The 15,242-nt window shown below is 63.3% G+C and carries 13 protein-coding genes; 9 read left to right on the top strand and 4 right to left on the bottom strand.

Translation table 11 applies throughout. The features are described from left to right. Positions 1-127 precede the first annotated feature (127 nt). From ACWKWE_RS02955 to ACWKWE_RS02940, 4 genes are all read right to left on the bottom strand, one after another. Positions 128-1,603 (bottom strand): type III effector, encoded by a 1,476-nt coding sequence (locus ACWKWE_RS02955; RefSeq protein WP_483849562.1) that lies wholly within the window; start codon positions 1,601-1,603, stop codon positions 128-130. Positions 1,604-1,688: 85 nt separating this feature from the next. Beyond that, positions 1,689-2,663, bottom strand: coding sequence for a transglycosylase SLT domain-containing protein (locus ACWKWE_RS02950; RefSeq protein WP_483849561.1), 975 nt, complete (start codon positions 2,661-2,663; stop codon positions 1,689-1,691). 38 nt (positions 2,664-2,701) lie between these two features. Continuing rightward, on the bottom strand, positions 2,702-5,068 hold the full coding sequence (locus ACWKWE_RS02945) for a type III effector HrpK domain-containing protein (protein WP_483849560.1): 2,367 nt from the start codon (positions 5,066-5,068) through the stop codon (positions 2,702-2,704). 655 nt (positions 5,069-5,723) lie between these two features. Next, positions 5,724-6,278 (bottom strand): RNA polymerase sigma factor, encoded by a 555-nt coding sequence (locus tag ACWKWE_RS02940; RefSeq protein WP_166594333.1) that lies wholly within the window; start codon positions 6,276-6,278, stop codon positions 5,724-5,726. Between the two features lie 244 nt (positions 6,279-6,522). Here ACWKWE_RS02940 and sctW point away from each other — a divergent pair, with 244 nt between their 5' ends. The 9 genes from sctW to sctR all read left to right on the top strand — a co-directional run bounded on the left by sctW (position 6,523) and on the right by sctR (position 15,240). Beyond that, a complete protein-coding gene (gene sctW, locus ACWKWE_RS02935) occupies positions 6,523-7,635 on the top strand; it encodes a type III secretion system gatekeeper subunit SctW (protein ID WP_483849559.1) in 1,113 nt (370 codons plus the stop codon). Continuing rightward, positions 7,635-9,728 carry a type III secretion system export apparatus subunit SctV gene (gene sctV / locus ACWKWE_RS02930; RefSeq protein ID WP_166594331.1) on the top strand — a complete coding sequence of 698 codons (2,094 nt, stop codon included), beginning with the start codon at positions 7,635-7,637 and terminating at the stop codon, positions 9,726-9,728. The genes sctW and sctV overlap by 1 nt, the downstream gene beginning before the upstream one ends. A gap of 18 nt (positions 9,729-9,746) precedes the next feature. Beyond that, entirely contained in the window at positions 9,747-10,757 is a 1,011-nt protein-coding gene (sctD, locus tag ACWKWE_RS02925; protein WP_483849558.1) for a type III secretion system inner membrane ring subunit SctD, read from the top strand. Next, positions 10,754-12,103 (top strand): FliI/YscN family ATPase, encoded by a 1,350-nt coding sequence (locus ACWKWE_RS02920; RefSeq protein WP_483849557.1) that lies wholly within the window; start codon positions 10,754-10,756, stop codon positions 12,101-12,103. The genes sctD and ACWKWE_RS02920 overlap by 4 nt, the downstream gene beginning before the upstream one ends. A 321-nt stretch (positions 12,104-12,424) precedes the next feature. Beyond that, positions 12,425-12,871 (top strand): YscO family type III secretion system apparatus protein, encoded by a 447-nt coding sequence (locus ACWKWE_RS02915; protein WP_166594328.1) that lies wholly within the window; start codon positions 12,425-12,427, stop codon positions 12,869-12,871. Positions 12,872-12,895: 24 nt separating this feature from the next. Continuing rightward, a complete protein-coding gene (locus ACWKWE_RS02910) occupies positions 12,896-13,444 on the top strand; it encodes a type III secretion system HrpP C-terminal domain-containing protein (protein WP_483849556.1) in 549 nt (182 codons plus the stop codon). Then, entirely contained in the window at positions 13,441-14,163 is a 723-nt protein-coding gene (locus ACWKWE_RS02905; protein ID WP_483849555.1) for a type III secretion system protein, read from the top strand. Before ACWKWE_RS02910 ends, ACWKWE_RS02905 begins: the two co-directional genes overlap by 4 nt. After that, the gene (locus ACWKWE_RS02900; RefSeq protein ID WP_483849554.1) at positions 14,153-14,590 is read left to right on the top strand and encodes a FliM/FliN family flagellar motor switch protein; all 438 of its coding nucleotides are present in this window, start codon (positions 14,153-14,155) and stop codon (positions 14,588-14,590) included. The genes ACWKWE_RS02905 and ACWKWE_RS02900 overlap by 11 nt, the downstream gene beginning before the upstream one ends. Further along, entirely contained in the window at positions 14,587-15,240 is a 654-nt protein-coding gene (gene sctR, locus ACWKWE_RS02895; RefSeq protein ID WP_341957639.1) for a type III secretion system export apparatus subunit SctR, read from the top strand. Before ACWKWE_RS02900 ends, sctR begins: the two co-directional genes overlap by 4 nt. Positions 15,241-15,242 lie beyond the last annotated feature (2 nt).

Genomic DNA, 15,242 nt, shown 5'->3' with positions numbered 1-15,242 from the left:
GCAGCCGATCGTAGGCAAGCCAACTCCTACGCCCTCCGGGCAGAATCAAAAGCGTCTGAAGCGCGCGAATTCTGCTCTTTCTTGCAGCTTGCAGCTCAAAACTCGCGGCTCAAAACTTCAAGCCACCTCAGGTCATCTCCATCCCCCCTTCCCCCTCGACATCCCGCTCCCGTTCACGACGGCGCACATGATTCTCGTACTGCGCCCGCAAGGCCGCGCCGGTTGTGGACACAGTTTCGGAAGCACCACGGCCCACGGCTTTGGCGCCCGCCATGGTCTTGTCGCCAACGAAAGAAGCTGACGTGGACGCCGCACCCTTGACGGTGTTTTGCAGGAAGGCTTCCGCGCCCTTGGTGGCTGGGTCGGTCATCACGCCTGCGGTGGTCCAGCCAGCAAACACGGCGGCCGATGCAGCCGTGTTGGTCAACTGGCTGACAACGGTCTTGGCATAAGGATTACTGAGGTTTCTGGTCGCCAATTCCTGCAACTTGCCCGCGCCCGCGAACCCACCCGCCAACGCCAGCCCGTTCTGGGTCAGGCTGGTGGCCGAAACCAGGCTGCGCACGGCTTTGCTGCTGTCGGTCAGGATGTCGATAGGCATGCCCGCGAGGCGTTTGCCGGCATTGACCGCCGCTCCCGAATAGCTGGCGTTCTTGATGCCCTTATAGGCGTCGAGCCATTCCGTTTCTTCGTCCAACGGCTTGGTCTCGGCGTCTTTACGGCCGAACACATAGGCCCCACCGCGCTGATGGTCACGGTGTTCCGTGGCTTGCAACCGGTTGCCGAATACAGCATTCGCCCCGAGTCCACCGACCGTGGAGATCGCGGTGTCCATCGCGCCCTGTGCCTTGGGATGCCCCGCCAGCGCGGTGGCCATGACCGTACGCGCTGCGTTACGGGCGGTGTAGCCCTGAATCGCCACGCCCATGTCGACGCTCTGCCGGACCAACCCCGGTGCGTGCAGCCGCTGGGAGACCGCCATCGCATCATGCAGTTTGTCCGGCGTGGTCTTGAGGAATTGATTGTCGCCGGTGACCCGGTTCATCACCCCGGTGCCCACCTGATCCATGACACCCGACAGCGCTCCGGAAATCAGCGGCGTCAGGGGTTTGAGTGGCGTCGGCAGCCAGTCGCCCTTGTTGATCTCGGGGCGGGCGTATTGCAACGCCGTGGCGGCGGCGAAGGGAATCGCACGGAACGCGCTGGACGTGTGGGTCGCCAGCCGGTCGAACTTCTCGCCCTTGGCCAGGGTGTCGGCGATGTCGCTCAGGGTTTCGCCCTCCCGCTGCAACACGCGGGCACGGCTGGTGGCGATGTCGTTGAGCTGCGCGTTATGCCGGGTCACGCCTTCGTTATGTTGGTTGATGTCATCCAGCGCCTCTTGGCTGGCGCCGGGAGGAGCCGTTTTCAAATTCTGGTAATGGGCAGAAAAAACGCGCTGTTTCAGGTAATCGGCGATCAGCGTGACTTCCGCTTGCACCAGCGCCGGAGACAACGCGGCAACCCGCCCCGCGCCATGCCCTGCGTCGGTGTCATTGACGGTGTTCGCCGACGTGCTGGCGACCGGCTGAGCGCCTTGGGGGGTTCTCTGGATTCCATTCATGGTTAACACCTCTTGTTGATGTACGAGCCAGACCGCGCGACGGGCACACACCCGCCCGTCACCCGGCCCTTGAGCGAGTCACCGATCAGCCGGGCAATTGCCCCTGACCGCTTTCGATGATCTTCGCGAAGTTCATGACGTTGTTGACGTAGTCGGGATCGCCCACGCCGCCTGCGTTGGCCAGGTCACCCTTGCTGACCTTGTCCGGGCCAGAGTTGTAGGCCCGCAGCGCGGAACCCCAGTCGCCGAACGCCTCTTTCTGATCGCGCATGTACAGCGCGCCCGCCATGATGTTGTCGTGGGCGTTGTTCACGTCGGCGTTGCCCAGCAGATCGGGGTTTTCCTTTTTCAGACCGGCGAAGGTATCGGCGTTGACCTGCATCAGGCCCGCATCGGTCTTGCCGTTGACGTTGGTGGTGTCCTGGCCCAACTGGCCACGGGACTCGGCCCAGATCTGCCCGGCCAGCACGCTCGGCGGAACGCCCGTGGCCTTCGAGGCGTCCATGATGTCGTTGCGGTACGGTTCGAGCTGCTTGGGCAGGTGCAGATCGCCGGAACCGGTGAGCGACGTATCGCCCGGCACCGCGCTGGCGGCGTTGCTGGCCGGCGCCCCAGCGCCCTCTGCACCCGACGCGCCCTCGCCCGAACCTGCGCCGGAACCCGCCCCGTCCACTGCGCCGCTCCCGGCACCGCTTCCGCTACCACTGGCCGGGTTCTGCGCCGCGAGGTTTTGCGCGTTGGACGGGCTGTTGGGGTTGTTCTGCATGAGCATCTGCATCAACTGCATCAGCAGGCTCATGATCTGCTGAACCACCCCGGCCTGTTGATCAGTGCTGGAGGCCGGGTTGCTGGCGTCCACCTGCGGGTCCTGGCTGTTGGGTGGCGCGAAGTTGACTTGGGACTGCGTCGGGCTGGCGAACAGCAACGCGCTGGGGTCGATGGCCTGGTTGCCGCTGCCACTGCTGCCGAGGCCGTTGTGCTGGCCGGATTTGCCGCTCAGTGAGGAAAAATCCGTGGGTGTGTTCAGGTCCTGCGGGGGGCGATGCGACGAAACACTCATGTTCATGATCGTTTACCTCGTTTCAGGTCAGGGAAGAATCAATGGGCCTTCGGAATGCCGAACTGGTCCAGGACCGGGTCGACATTGTGGTCGAAGGCTTTCTGCGCCTTATGCTTCTTCACGGCTTCGATGATCGCGGAGATCCCGAAACCCAGGCTCATGGCGGCGTCGGCGATCCAGCCGACCACCGGAATCGAGGCGCCGATGGCGGCCCCGGCGGCCATCCCGGCGGCTTCACCGACGACCATGCCCGCGACGCGCCCGCCGACTTTCGCCGCCACTTCACCCAACCCCGCGCGCCCGGCGGATTTCGCCACCGCGTCGTAGCCTTGCTTGGCGGCCGACAGGCCTGATTTGGTGCTGTCGTAAATCGTCTTGGCGGCGTCGGTCTTGTCGCCGCGGGCCAGCATGTCGGAGACGGAGGCGAATCCTGCGATGGACTGGAACGCTGCCGGGCCCATGTGGGAGGCCATTTTCGCGACCTGGGACGGCGCGTGGTCCTTGTCACCCTTGCTCGCTTCGTCGAGCATCTTGCGGCCGGGTTTGGAGTCCTGAAGCTGTGCGAAGGTGGACTGCACGTAGTTCTGTTGTTGGCCCTGCACGAAATCCTGCGGCAACACGCTGTCGTAGGCCGCCTTTTGCGCGTCGGCGCTATTCAAGGCTTGCTCGCCGTCGGCTTTCTTCTGGTTCAGCAGCTGCTTGACCGCGCCGCCTTCGCTGAAATTACTGACGTACGAGTCCTGAACCTTGCCTTGCAGGTCCGGGCGTTGGCCCAGCACCTGTTGCGCGGTGGGCACGTTGGCGTTCGGCCCCAGCAGGTCCTGTTGCATTTGCAGTTGCGCGGACAATCCGCCGAGGGCACTGCTGTAATCGGCGTTGGGTTTGTCCTTGCTGGTGGCCTTGTCGGCGGTGTTCAAATCAGTCTGCAAGGCCTCACCGCTGTTGACCTTCTGCATCTGTTCGTTGACGGCCTTTTGCAAGCTCGGCGTGTTGTTGACCAAGTTGCGCGACTGCTGCGGGATCTGTTGATCAAGGAAGGCTTGCACGTCGGGGTCGGCCTGCAATTGGCCAATTTTTTCGTTGAGCGCGTCTTCGGTCTTACCGGTCTTGCGCAGGTCTTCCCCGGCCACGACGCTTTGCTGGGTCTGTTGCAACTTGACCATCACCGCAGCCTTTTGCTCGCCGGTGTAGGCCGAAGGGTTGTCGAAAACGTCCTTGCCCAGCTTGCTGATGTCGGTGTTGGCGACCGAATTGAGGGTCGCGGCGTCGCTCAACACGCTGGCGAATTCACCGCCGTTGGTGGGCGCCTGTTTCTTGATCCAGTCGCTGATGTTGCTGGCGCTGAACAGTTTGTCGGGGCTGTGGGCCGCCAGTGACCGTCCTTCCAGACCGCCCTGGTCGATCTGGGTCAGGAAGCCCGGCTGCGACCAGGTCTTGGCCGCCTGTTTGAGCGGTCCGGCCAGCCCGGGGTTGTCGCTTTGGAGGGCTTTCAGGCCATCGGCGCTGGTCAGCCCGTCGACTTTGGTTTCGCCGTCTGTGCCCGCCGCGTGCTTGGGGTCGGCGGCCTTGGTCAGCGGTTCGTTGGCGCGCATCAAGGCGGCGCTGCGCACCAGTTCCATCGACTGCGGATCGGCGTCCGGGTGGTCTTTCTGATAATTCGAAATGTCTTTGTCAGCGCTGTCGGCGGCCTTTTGCATGTTCTTGGCGAAGGCGTTGAGATCGCCGTCGGTGATCTTGCCGTCCGCCTTGCCGCCGTGCTTGCCGGTGTCCACGGCGGTTTTCAGCGCCGGGTTGGCGTTGATGAAGTCCATGGCCTTGGCGGCGTCCGGGCCTTTTTCAGCCGCCATGCGCGCGGCGGCGATGGGCCGGTTCAACTCCTTGGCGGCCTGCTCGCGCTGGTCCGGCGGCAAGTTGGCGACCATCGGCGCCCAGCGTTCCAGCTCCTTGGGCGACGAGTATTTCGAGTCGTCGAGGAAGCTGGCTTCGGTGGATTTGGGTTGGTCGGTGGGTTGGCTGGCATCGGTGGGTGTCGAGGCACTGACGTCGCTGACGGCGTTGGGTTTGCTGGCGCTGGCCGGGGCTTGCGTGGGCGTATTGGCCGAGGATGTGGCCGACGATGTGGCTGAAGATGACGTGTTGGCCGGCGTGCCTTGGGGCGGGGTTTGCGGTGTCTGCGGGTGTTGGGCGTTGCCCTTGAACAGCTGCAACAGCAGGGACAGCAATTGCTTTTCAGTGGCTGCGATGTCCCCGGCAGGCTGAGCCGTCGCCGCGCCGAACTGGACATTGGGGTTCGCGCCCTGACTCAGCAACGTGCTGGCTGATTTTGCCAGTGGCAGGGATTGAGCCGACTCGCCGCTGTCGGACTGAGGTGCGATACCGCTGTAGGGGCTGTTCGAAATACGCATGGGAGTCGCCATCCGGGAATGAAGGATGGCAACTGTGTGGTCCCGCATGCAGGTCGGTTCCGGGAAATGTTTCAGGTTGTTTCATTTTCGCGCTTGATTCTGGCCGAAGGCCGTGGGAGTTGGCTTGCCTACGATCTGCCGCGCAGCGGCAGTAAAACCGATCACCTCGGTTGTGTCAGGCAGCCCGCGTGCATCGGATTTACGACTGCTGCGCAGCCGATCGTAGGCAAGCCAACTCCTACGCCCTACGGGCAGAATCAAGCGCAAGCAATGCATCAGGCCCAATATCGCCTTCGACCAGAAGCAGGAGCGGTGCTGGCGCACGCCTTGAAACACAAGGCCCAGAGCCTCCCGCCGCCCTTATTAATCCCGTTGATGTCCACCATGAAAGCGATTGTCTTCAGGTTTTTCGGGCCTCGCGTAACATCGCCTCCATCGCTTACCTCCCTTACGATCTTCCCTACAGGATTCACGACCATGACTATCCACTTGATCAATGCCGTTGCCCTCACCTCCGTCACCGTTTTCCTGGTTAACCGCGCATTCGCCCTGTACGACCTGGTCAACGCTGCCACCGTTTCCGAGCACATCTGAAACGGTCTTGCCGTTTCGGCTGCGCTCGGCCAACGCTGAGCCTGGCTGAAGAAGACCGGCCTCAACTGAACGGGTCCATCTGACGCTTCAACTGCTCCCTGGCACGGGACAGGCGCGAACGCACCGTGCCAATCGGCACCCCCAGCGAACTCGCGGTTTCCTGATAGTTGCCGTCCATTTCCAGTGACACCTCGATCACCCGCTGCATGTTCGACGGCAAGGTCCCGATGGCCTTGACCACGCGAACCAGTTGGCGGTGGCCGTCCACCTGATGCCCGATGTCCCCCTGGCTGTCGAGTTCGGTGTGGGTCTGGTCCTCCCAGCTCTCCTGATAGGGCTGACGATACATTTTGCGAAAGTGATTGCGGATCAGGTTCAGCGCGATCCCGCACAACCACGTCTGCGGTTTGCTCGCATTCTGGAACTTGTGTTCGCTGCGCAGCGCCTCCAGAAAGGTGCATTGCAAGATGTCGTCAACGTCATCCGGGTTCATCACGCGCTTTTGAATGAATGCACGAATCATCTTGATCTGATCGCTCGTCAATTGGCGGATGCCGGAGATCGGCTGGTGGCGGTTTTTAGGTTCGATGTCGAGCAGTGCGAGGCTTGGGAACATCAGGGCGCTTCCTTGTTTGAAGTGTGTTAGCCCTATAGCGATAGCCGTGCCAGCCTCAAAAATACGCTATCTGTCTGATTTTTAACGGGAATAAATTCGATCCAAAAACCATTCGTGCAAAAACTTGCGCGAAGGCACTGAATCCCTAACGGTTTTTGGCACAGATGCCGATTGTGCGGAATCGATGGAACCGTAATCCCCGGACGTCCCACTCAGAGCCCATGACCACGCTCAGAATCGTCCTATGAAGATCTCCGCTCCCGCTGCTCCTCAAGCGTTGCACACCCCTGAGCCCGCCCTCGCGAAGAACGCGGCGACGGTCACGACGCCCCCGCGCACCAACCTGCCGAACCTGGGCGGCACCTCGCCGCAACAGGTGGCCCGTTTCGCGTCGGCGCTGGTGCAACAGAGCCGCAGCCTGGGTCAGCGCGAACTGGTGGCGAGCGGCAATGCCTTGCAGTCTCGGGCGGCGAAGCTGGGGGAGTTGTATCAACTGTTGATGGGCACTCAGGATTCCGGGCTCGACGACGCGGCCCGCAAGATGCGCAAACAGTTGCAAAAGGAGCGGGCCGTCAGCCTTGAGCAGATTCTCGATTTTTCCGAAGGCGATCCCGCGAAGGCGCACGTGGTGCTTCAGGCCGCGAGAAAGCAGGCGCAAGCGGACGGCGCCACCGGCGAACACGTGGTCCTGACCCAACAATTGAAACTGCTGCGCCGCCAATACGGCCAGCGGACGCGCGCGGGAATCAACACCGCCAAGGCCTTCGCCCGCTCGGGCATCGACAACAAACGTCGCGGCGCCCTGCGCAACCTGTACGGCGTGGCCGTGTCCGGTCAGCCCAATATCACCGGCCTGATCGATGCCCTGCTCAACGAACAGGAGCAAGCCGGCGAGTTCGAACTCAACCTGCGGGACATGCGCAGCGCCCTCGCCGATGACCTCTCCGCCCTCACCCCTTCCACATCGCCCCAGCAATTGCGCACGCTGATGCACGGCCTCAACACCGCGCGCCACGTCGCGACCCTGCTGCAAAGCTGCGAACACCTGCTGGGGCGGATGCGCAACAAAAACCCCGGCGTCCAGGTGGATTCCGCCGCGTTCCTCAAACACCTGCTCGCACTGTCCGCCAAAGGCATGAGCCTCAATGAAACCCTGCAACTAACCCAGCACATTGGCGGCAAACAGCTCAAGCATCAGCTCGCGTTCCTCAACGGTCTGCGGCCGATGCTGCAGCAATTGCCGATTCTCCTGTGGCGCGACATGAAAAGCCGCCAGAACGCCTTGGGCAACCTGCTCATCCTCATGGCCGAGCTGACTCGGCTGGAACAGAACCCGCAGCAAGGGGGCCTTGCCTGATGGATCGTGTCATCAACCTGCTCAACCAACTCGCCCTGGCGGCCATGCGCCGCTCGGAAATCGTCGGCGCCTTCGTGGTGATCGCCATCGTCTTCATGATGATCACGCCGCTGCCCACGGGGCTGGTGGACGTGCTGATCGCCATCAACATCTGTATTTCCTGCCTGCTGATCATGCTCGCGATGCACCTGCCCCGGCCGCTGGCGTTCTCGACCTTCCCCGCCGTGCTGTTGCTGACGACGATGTTCCGTCTGGCGCTGTCGATTTCCACCACCCGGCTGATTCTGCTCAACCAGGACGCCGGGCACATCGTCGAAGCCTTCGGCCAGTTCGTGGTCGGCGGCAACCTGGCGGTGGGCATGGTGATCTTCCTGATCCTCACCGTGGTCAATTTTCTGGTGATCACCAAAGGTTCCGAGCGGGTGGCGGAAGTCGGCGCGCGGTTCACGCTGGACGCCATGCCCGGCAAGCAGATGTCCATCGACAGCGATTTGCGCGCCAACCTGATCAGCGTTCATGAAGCCCGCCGTCGTCGCTCTGAGCTGGGCAAGGAAAGCCAGTTGTTCGGCGCCATGGACGGGGCGATGAAGTTCGTCAACGGCGACGCCATCGCCAGCCTGATCATCGTCGCGATTAACATGATCGGCGGCATCGCCATCGGCGTGGTGCAGCACAACATGACAGCGGGCGATGCCTTGCAGGTCTACACCGTGCTGACCATCGGCGACGGCCTCATCGCGCAGATTCCGGCGCTGCTGATTTCCGTGACCTGCGGCATGATCATCACCCGCGTGCCGGACGAGGACCGCGCCGAGGCCAATATCGGTCGGCAGATCGCCGAGCAGATCACCAGCCAGCCCAAGGCCTGGATCATCGCCGCCGTGGCCATGCTCGGGTTCGCCGCGCTGCCGGGCATGCCGACGGCGGTGTTCATCGTCATTTCGATCGTCTGTGGCACGGGCGGCCTGCTGCAACTGCACCGCGCCAAACCCCAGGCGGAACAGGTGCAGGCGGTGGCCGTGGCGCCGGAGATGAACGGCCGTGAAGACTTGCGGACCTTTTCGCCGAGTCGTCAATTCGTCCTGCAATTCCACCCTAGCCAGAACCCGGCGCAGGTCGAGGCGCTGGTCAGCGAGATCCGCCAGCGCCGCAACCGGCTGGTGGTGCAATACGGCCTGACCCTGCCCTCCTTCATCATCGAACAGGCCGAACACCTGCCTGCGGATGAATTCCGTTTTTCGGTCTACGAGGTGCCGCTGCTCAAGGCGACGTTCACCCAAAGCCACGTGGCGGTGGATGCGCGGATGGTCGAAGAATCGCCGGACGCCGGGGTCTACGGCAGCGTCGAACGGCAGGAAGGCCAATGGCTGTGGCTGCCTTATGACGACCCGCAACTGCAAAACCATGACGTCGAGCGGGTGGACGCCATGACCCTGATCATCGAGCGCATGGAGCGCGCCTTGCAGTCCTGCGGTCCGCAATTCATCGGCTTGCAGGAAACCAAGGCGATTCTCGGCTGGCTGGAAAGCGAACAGCCGGAACTCGCTCAGGAAATGCAACGGGTGCTGCCGCTGGCGCGGTTCTCGGCGGTGTTGCAACGTCTGGCGTCGGAGTGCGTGCCGTTGCGGGCCATCCGGGTGATTGCCGAAACCCTCATCGAACACGGCCAGCACGAACGGGAAGTGACGGTGCTGGCCGACTACGTGCGCATCGCCCTGAAGTCGCAGATCTACCACCAATACTGCGGCGCCGAAGGCCTGTTGGTGTGGGTCCTGACCCCGGAAAGCGAAGGCATCTTGCGCGACGGCCTGCGTCAGACCCAGACCGAAACCTTTTTCGCGCTGGACAACGAGACCAGCCAGTTGCTGGTGCAGCAGCTGCACATCGCCTTTCCGGTTCGCACCGCCGAACGCGCGGTGCTGCTCGTGGCTCAGGACCTGCGCAGCCCGCTGCGAACGCTGTTGCAGGAAGAGTTCTATCACGTGCCGGTGCTGTCGTTCGCCGAAATCAACAACGCTGCGCAGGTCAAGGTGCTGGGCCGCTTCGACCTCGAAGAAGACCTGGAAGCGCTGGACAACGAGTACGCCGCGTGAGTGGCTGGAGAGCGTCGCATGTTTGAATTACGGGTGTTGACCGGCCTGCATCAAGGCGCTGCCCTGCCGCTGGTGGGTGAGCAATGGGTGATCGGCTCGGATGAGGAGCAGGACCTGGCGCTGCACGATCCGGGTGTCGAACAGGTGCATTGCCGCTTGCAGCGCCAGGGCGAAGGGTTCGTGCTGAACGCGGCCGAGGGCCAGATCGGCGATCAGGAAGGCCATCGCCACGCGACCGCCGAGCTGATTCCCAACACCGCGTTCGTGCTGGGTTCGGTGTGGCTGTGCGTGTCGGCGGCCGAGGATGCGTGGCCATCGGTGCCGGTTGTCATCCCGCAACCCAGGGTCGAAGCCGCGCAGGAAACGCCCGTGACCGAGCCGCCCGACCCTGCACCAGACGCCCGTAGCAGCGCACCCCCGCTGGAAAAAGTCGAGTCGCGCTCAAGGCTGTTGAACCGCACCACCGGGGTCATCGTCGGCGTGTTGTTGGGCGTTGCTGGCAGCGCCTGGAGCCTGACGCGCAGCAGCGGCAGTCCGGACACGGTGGCCGCCGTCGCCATGGTCCAACCGTCGAAGCCTTCCGCAGCAACCACGAAACCCGCCTTGAAACCCGTCGCGGAACCTGCTTCAAAACGTATTCACCTGGCCAATGTCGACGACACCCGGCGCCAGCTCACCACCATGCTCAGCGACCGCCTGCTCAGTGGCGTCGATGTGCAGCAGACGCCCGAAGGTCTGGTGTTGAGCGGCAACCTGAAAGCCGAGTCGCAGGTGGTGTATCAGCGCATGCTGCAACGCTTCAAGGACCGTTATGACGCCCCCGTCGGCGTGATCGACAACGTCACCACGTCCAGCAAAGGCCTGCCGTTCACCATCGTGCAGATCATGTCCGGGCCGCACGCGCATCTGGTCACGGCGGACGGGCATCGGCTGTACGTCGGCGATGAACTGGCCGGGTTGCGCCTGACCCGCATCGACGACAATCGCATTCAGTTCGACGGCGAACGGCATTACGAGGTGAACTGGTGAACGCCGCCCTCGATCACTGGAAAACCGGCCACGCCCGGCGTCTGAACGGGTTTTCCGCCGTGCAGGTCAGCGGCCGCGTGAGTGCGGTGAGCGGGATTTTGCTGGAGTGCCAGATTCCGGCGGCGAAGGTCGGGGACCTGTGCGAAGTCAGCAAGGCCGACGGCAGCACCATGCTGGCGGAAATCGTCGGTTTCACCCGCGACTGCACGTTGCTCAGCGCTTTGGGCACGCCGGACGGGATTCAGGTCGGCGCGCACATTCGCCCGCTCGGCATGGCCCACCGTATCGGCGTCGATGACAGCCTGCTCGGCAGCGTTTTGGACGGGTTCGGCCGGCCGTTGCTGGAGGATTCTCTGGGGGCGTTTGCCGGTCCCGGTGATCGTCGGGTGACGCTTCCGGTGATCGCCGACGCCCTGCCGCCCACCCAGCGCCCACGGATCACCAACGCGTTGCCCACCGGCGTGCGGGCCATCGACAGCGCGATTCTGCTGGGCGAAGGACAGCGCGTCGGGCTGTTCGCCGGGGCCGGGTGCGGCAAGACCACGCTGATGGCCGAACTGGCGAGGAACATGGACTGCGACGTGATCGTCTTCGGCCTTATCGGTGAACGGGGTCGGGAATTGCGCGAATTTCTGGATCACGAACTGGACGCCACGTTGCGCAGCCGCTCGGTGCTGGTCTGCGCCACGTCCGACCGTTCCAGCATGGAGCGGGCCCGTGCGGCGTTCACCGCGACCGCCATCGCCGAGGCCTACCGCGAGCGCGGCATGAAGGTGCTGTTGCTGTTGGACTCTCTGACGCGTTTCGCCCGGGCCCAACGGGAAATCGGCATCGCGGCGGGCGAACCGTTGGGCCGGGGTGGCTTGCCGCCGTCGGTGTACACACTGTTGCCGCGTCTGGTGGAACGGGCCGGGATGAGCGAAAAGGGGTCCATCACCGCGCTGTACACCGTGCTGATCGAGCAGGATTCGATGAACGATCCTGTGGCCGACGAAGTGCGGTCGCTGTTGGACGGTCACATCGTGCTGTCGCGCAAACTCGCCGAACGCGGCCACTACCCCGCGATTGACGTGCAAGCCAGCATCAGCCGGATTCTCAGCAACGTGACTGGCCGCGAACACCAGCAGGCGAACAACCGGCTGCGGCGGCTCATGGCGGCGTACAAACAGGTGGAAATGCTCCTGCGCCTCGGCGAATACCAGCCTGGCGGCGACCCCGTGACCGATTGCGCGGTGCAGCTTAACGAACCGATCAACGCCTTCCTGCGCCAGGATTTGCGCGAGCCGGTGCCGTTGCAGGAGACGCTTGAAGCGTTGATGCAGCTGACGTCGCAGTTGCCCGACTGAGGTGAACGTGCCGTTGCAACTGACTGCACACGACACCTGTGGGAGCGAATCGGCAGGCACAGACGACAGAGCTTCATCGCCTGAAAGACCGCTTCGCGAATGAATTCGCTCCTACAGAGAATCGCGTTTCAACCCGTCGGCCCGGGCCTGGCTGCAACGCACGAAACCTGTGGGAGCGAATTCATTCGCGAAAATGCGTCAGGCGACGGAGATATATGAGCTGTACCGGCCTCTCGTCGGGATGCCGCCCAGAATGAATTCGCTCCTACAGGGGATCGCGTTTGAACCTGTCGGCTCGGGGCTGACAGCTGGAGGTGTTTGATGGAAGAAGAACTCGAAACCGATCCGCAACGCCTGGCGATGGAACAGGTGATCGGTGTGCTGACGCCGTTGCGTCAGCACCGTCAGGCGAGTGCCGAGCGGGCGCAGCGTCTGGCGCAGCAGGCGTTGGAGGCGATGCAGGTGCAATTGCAGGAAACGCGCGAGGTGTTGAGCCAGGAGCGGGTCAATCAGCGGGAGCGGCGTCAGGTGTTGAGCGAGGTCAACCTGAACAAGACCATGCCCTTGAATGACCTCGACCGCTGGCACGAAAAGGAACACCGCATGCTCGACCGCCTGGCCTATATCCGTCAGGACGTGGAGCGGCAAAAGCTGGGCATCGACGACCAGCGCCAACGGATCACCGAGGCCATGACCGCCGCGAAGGCCGCCCAACGGGCCGTGGAGAAACTGGCCTGCCTCGCCGAAGCCGTCAACGAACAGAGCTGATTTTCAACGATAAGGTTGAGCCCGATGAACCCACCGATCAAATCGCCCCCTCGCCCAGCTGCACACCCTGCGCAGCGTCCGGCGTCGCCTGAACTGTCCACGCTGGCCGACCGCCTCACGCTGAGTGGCGCCCGCCGATCCGATGTCAGTCGCCCCACCACGGCATGGCCTCAGTCCACCCCCAACGACGCGCTAAACGCCGACGGCCTGTTTTTCTCGCAACTGCTGGTCCCGCCCGTGAGCGAAGAGCCCGATCATTCAGGCTTCGGTGGCAGCGGTTTCAGCCTGTTGCCTCCGAGCGAAGGCGTGCCGACCCAATTGATCCACGCACTCGCCGAGCGCCTGCCCGCCCAACCCGACGGCCCGTTCAGCGTGACCCTGCTGATGCCGACGCTGGGCAAGGTCCAGGTCAACGCCAACAAACGCGACAACCAATGGAACGTCGAACTGGGCTTTGCCCGAAAAGGCGTGCTCAAGCGCGTCCAGCGCCACCAACGGGCCTGTGAAACTGCACTGGCCGACGCACTGGGTCATGACGTCGACCTGTCTTTTCACGAGGAACTGCCTGCATGAACGCCCTGACTTTCCGCCAGATCGATCCTCACGCCGCGCACTTCAGTCGCCAACTGGGCGCCGGGGCCACGCTGGCCTTCAGCGCGCAAGGCCTGCCGGGCGAACTGACCCTGCGCCCGATGACCGCCGAAATCACCGAGCCTCACTCACTGACCTGGTTCGACAGCGCCCTTGGCATCCTGGGCCTGAGCGACGCCGACGCCCTGCTCAGCCTGCTCGGCGAGCTGCCCGTCACCCTCTCCGGCGAACCTCAGCCGTGGTACTGGCAGGTGCTCAATCAGCGATTCAGTCCGGTCATCGCGGAACTGCTTTCGCCCCTTGTGCCACTCAGCACTGACACTGCACTGCCAACCGCCGCCGTGACCTGTCGGATTCAGCTGCAATTGGGCGATCAATGCCTGCACGGGGTGATCCGCGCCACTGCCGACGTCCTGCTCCGCGTGCTGCAAGGCGCTGACTGGCACCGACATCGGCAAGCGCTGGACGAGCAATGGCCGGTCCGACAGCCGCTGGAATTGGGCGAGCTGTCACTGAGCCTGGCGCAGCTCGCGTCACTGCAACCCGGTGACGTGCTGCTGCCCACGCTGAGCCATTTCGACAGCGACGGCCAAGGCCGCCTGAACCTCGGCGGACGGCAATGGGCAGTGCACACCGACAGCGACGAACGCCAGCTGTATGTACGGCTCAGCCACGAGGAAACCCTGGAACATGGCCAATGAAGCGCTCTACGACGAAGAGCTGGACACCCTGACCGACGAGGATCAGGACGTTTCCCCCGTGGCTGACGACGGCTACGAAGACCACGGGCAACCCCTCCACGAAGACCCCGCTGAAACGGATTGGGCACACCCCGCCGACGCCCCGTTCGAAGACACCCTCGACACCCCGACTGCCGAGTCCCAGCCGCAACACACACTTGACCCGCTCGATCACCTGCCCATGGCCTTGACCCTGCGCTGCGGCCACCTCGACCTGACACTCGGCGACCTGCGCCGGATCGCGGCGGGCACGGTGCTGGAAGTCAGCGGCATCGCCCCCGGCTACGCGACGTTGTGCCACGGCGACCGCGTGGTGGCCGAAGGCGAACTGGTGGACGTCGACGGCCGCCTCGGCCTGCACATCACCCGCATGGCGTCGCCCGCATGATCATGGACGGGATGAACCCGGTCATGCTGGCGCTGTTTCTCGGCGCCCTGTCGCTGATTCCGTTTCTGCTGATCGTCTGCACGGCCTTTCTGAAAATTGCCATGACCTTGCTGATCACCCGCAACGCCATCGGCGTGCAGCAGGTGCCACCGAACATGGCCATGTACGGCATCGCCTTGGCGGCGACCATGTTCGTCATGGCCCCGGTGGCCCACGAGATTCAGCAGCGGATTCACGAACACCCGCTGGAAATGGGCAGCACCGACAAACTCCAGGCCAGCGCCAGCACGGTGATCGAGCCGCTGCAACGGTTCATGACCCGTAATACCGACCCCGACGTCAGCGCCCACCTGCTGGACAACACCCAACGCATGTGGCCCAAGGAAATGGCTGATCAGGCGACCAAGAGCGACCTGCTGCTGGCCGTCCCGGCGTTCGTGCTGTCGGAATTGCAGGCCGGGTTTCAGATCGGCTTTCTGATCTACATCCCGTTCATCGTCATCGACCTGATCGTTTCCAACCTGCTGCTCGCGCTGGGCATGCAGATGGTCTCGCCGATGACCATTTCCCTGCCGCTGAAACTGTTGCTGTTCGTGCTGGTGCAAGGCTGGACACGCCTGCTCGACAGTCTCTTTTATTCGTACATGTGAGG

This window comes from Pseudomonas salicis, from assembly GCF_057128705.1.
Note: the sequence above shows the minus strand (reverse complement) of the source record. Positions and strands in the feature narration are given on the sequence as shown.

What these genes read in the sequence shown, in the direction of transcription:
- ACWKWE_RS02955 (WP_483849562.1), bottom strand. Translation starts at nt 1,603, where the DNA reads ATGAATGGAATCCAGAGAACCCCCCAAGGCGCTCAGCCGGTCGCCAGC.
- ACWKWE_RS02950 (WP_483849561.1), bottom strand. Translation starts at nt 2,663, where the DNA reads ATGAGTGTTTCGTCGCATCGCCCCCCGCAGGACCTGAACACACCCACG.
- ACWKWE_RS02945 (WP_483849560.1), bottom strand. Translation starts at nt 5,068, where the DNA reads ATGCGTATTTCGAACAGCCCCTACAGCGGTATCGCACCTCAGTCCGAC.
- ACWKWE_RS02940 (WP_166594333.1), bottom strand. Translation starts at nt 6,278, where the DNA reads ATGTTCCCAAGCCTCGCACTGCTCGACATCGAACCTAAAAACCGCCAC.
- sctW (WP_483849559.1), top strand. Translation starts at nt 6,523, where the DNA reads ATGAAGATCTCCGCTCCCGCTGCTCCTCAAGCGTTGCACACCCCTGAG.
- sctV (WP_166594331.1), top strand. Translation starts at nt 7,635, where the DNA reads ATGGATCGTGTCATCAACCTGCTCAACCAACTCGCCCTGGCGGCCATG.
- sctD (WP_483849558.1), top strand. Translation starts at nt 9,747, where the DNA reads ATGTTTGAATTACGGGTGTTGACCGGCCTGCATCAAGGCGCTGCCCTG.
- ACWKWE_RS02915 (WP_166594328.1), top strand. Translation starts at nt 12,425, where the DNA reads ATGGAAGAAGAACTCGAAACCGATCCGCAACGCCTGGCGATGGAACAG.
- ACWKWE_RS02910 (WP_483849556.1), top strand. Translation starts at nt 12,896, where the DNA reads ATGAACCCACCGATCAAATCGCCCCCTCGCCCAGCTGCACACCCTGCG.
- ACWKWE_RS02905 (WP_483849555.1), top strand. Translation starts at nt 13,441, where the DNA reads ATGAACGCCCTGACTTTCCGCCAGATCGATCCTCACGCCGCGCACTTC.
- ACWKWE_RS02900 (WP_483849554.1), top strand. Translation starts at nt 14,153, where the DNA reads ATGGCCAATGAAGCGCTCTACGACGAAGAGCTGGACACCCTGACCGAC.
- sctR (WP_341957639.1), top strand. Translation starts at nt 14,587, where the DNA reads ATGATCATGGACGGGATGAACCCGGTCATGCTGGCGCTGTTTCTCGGC.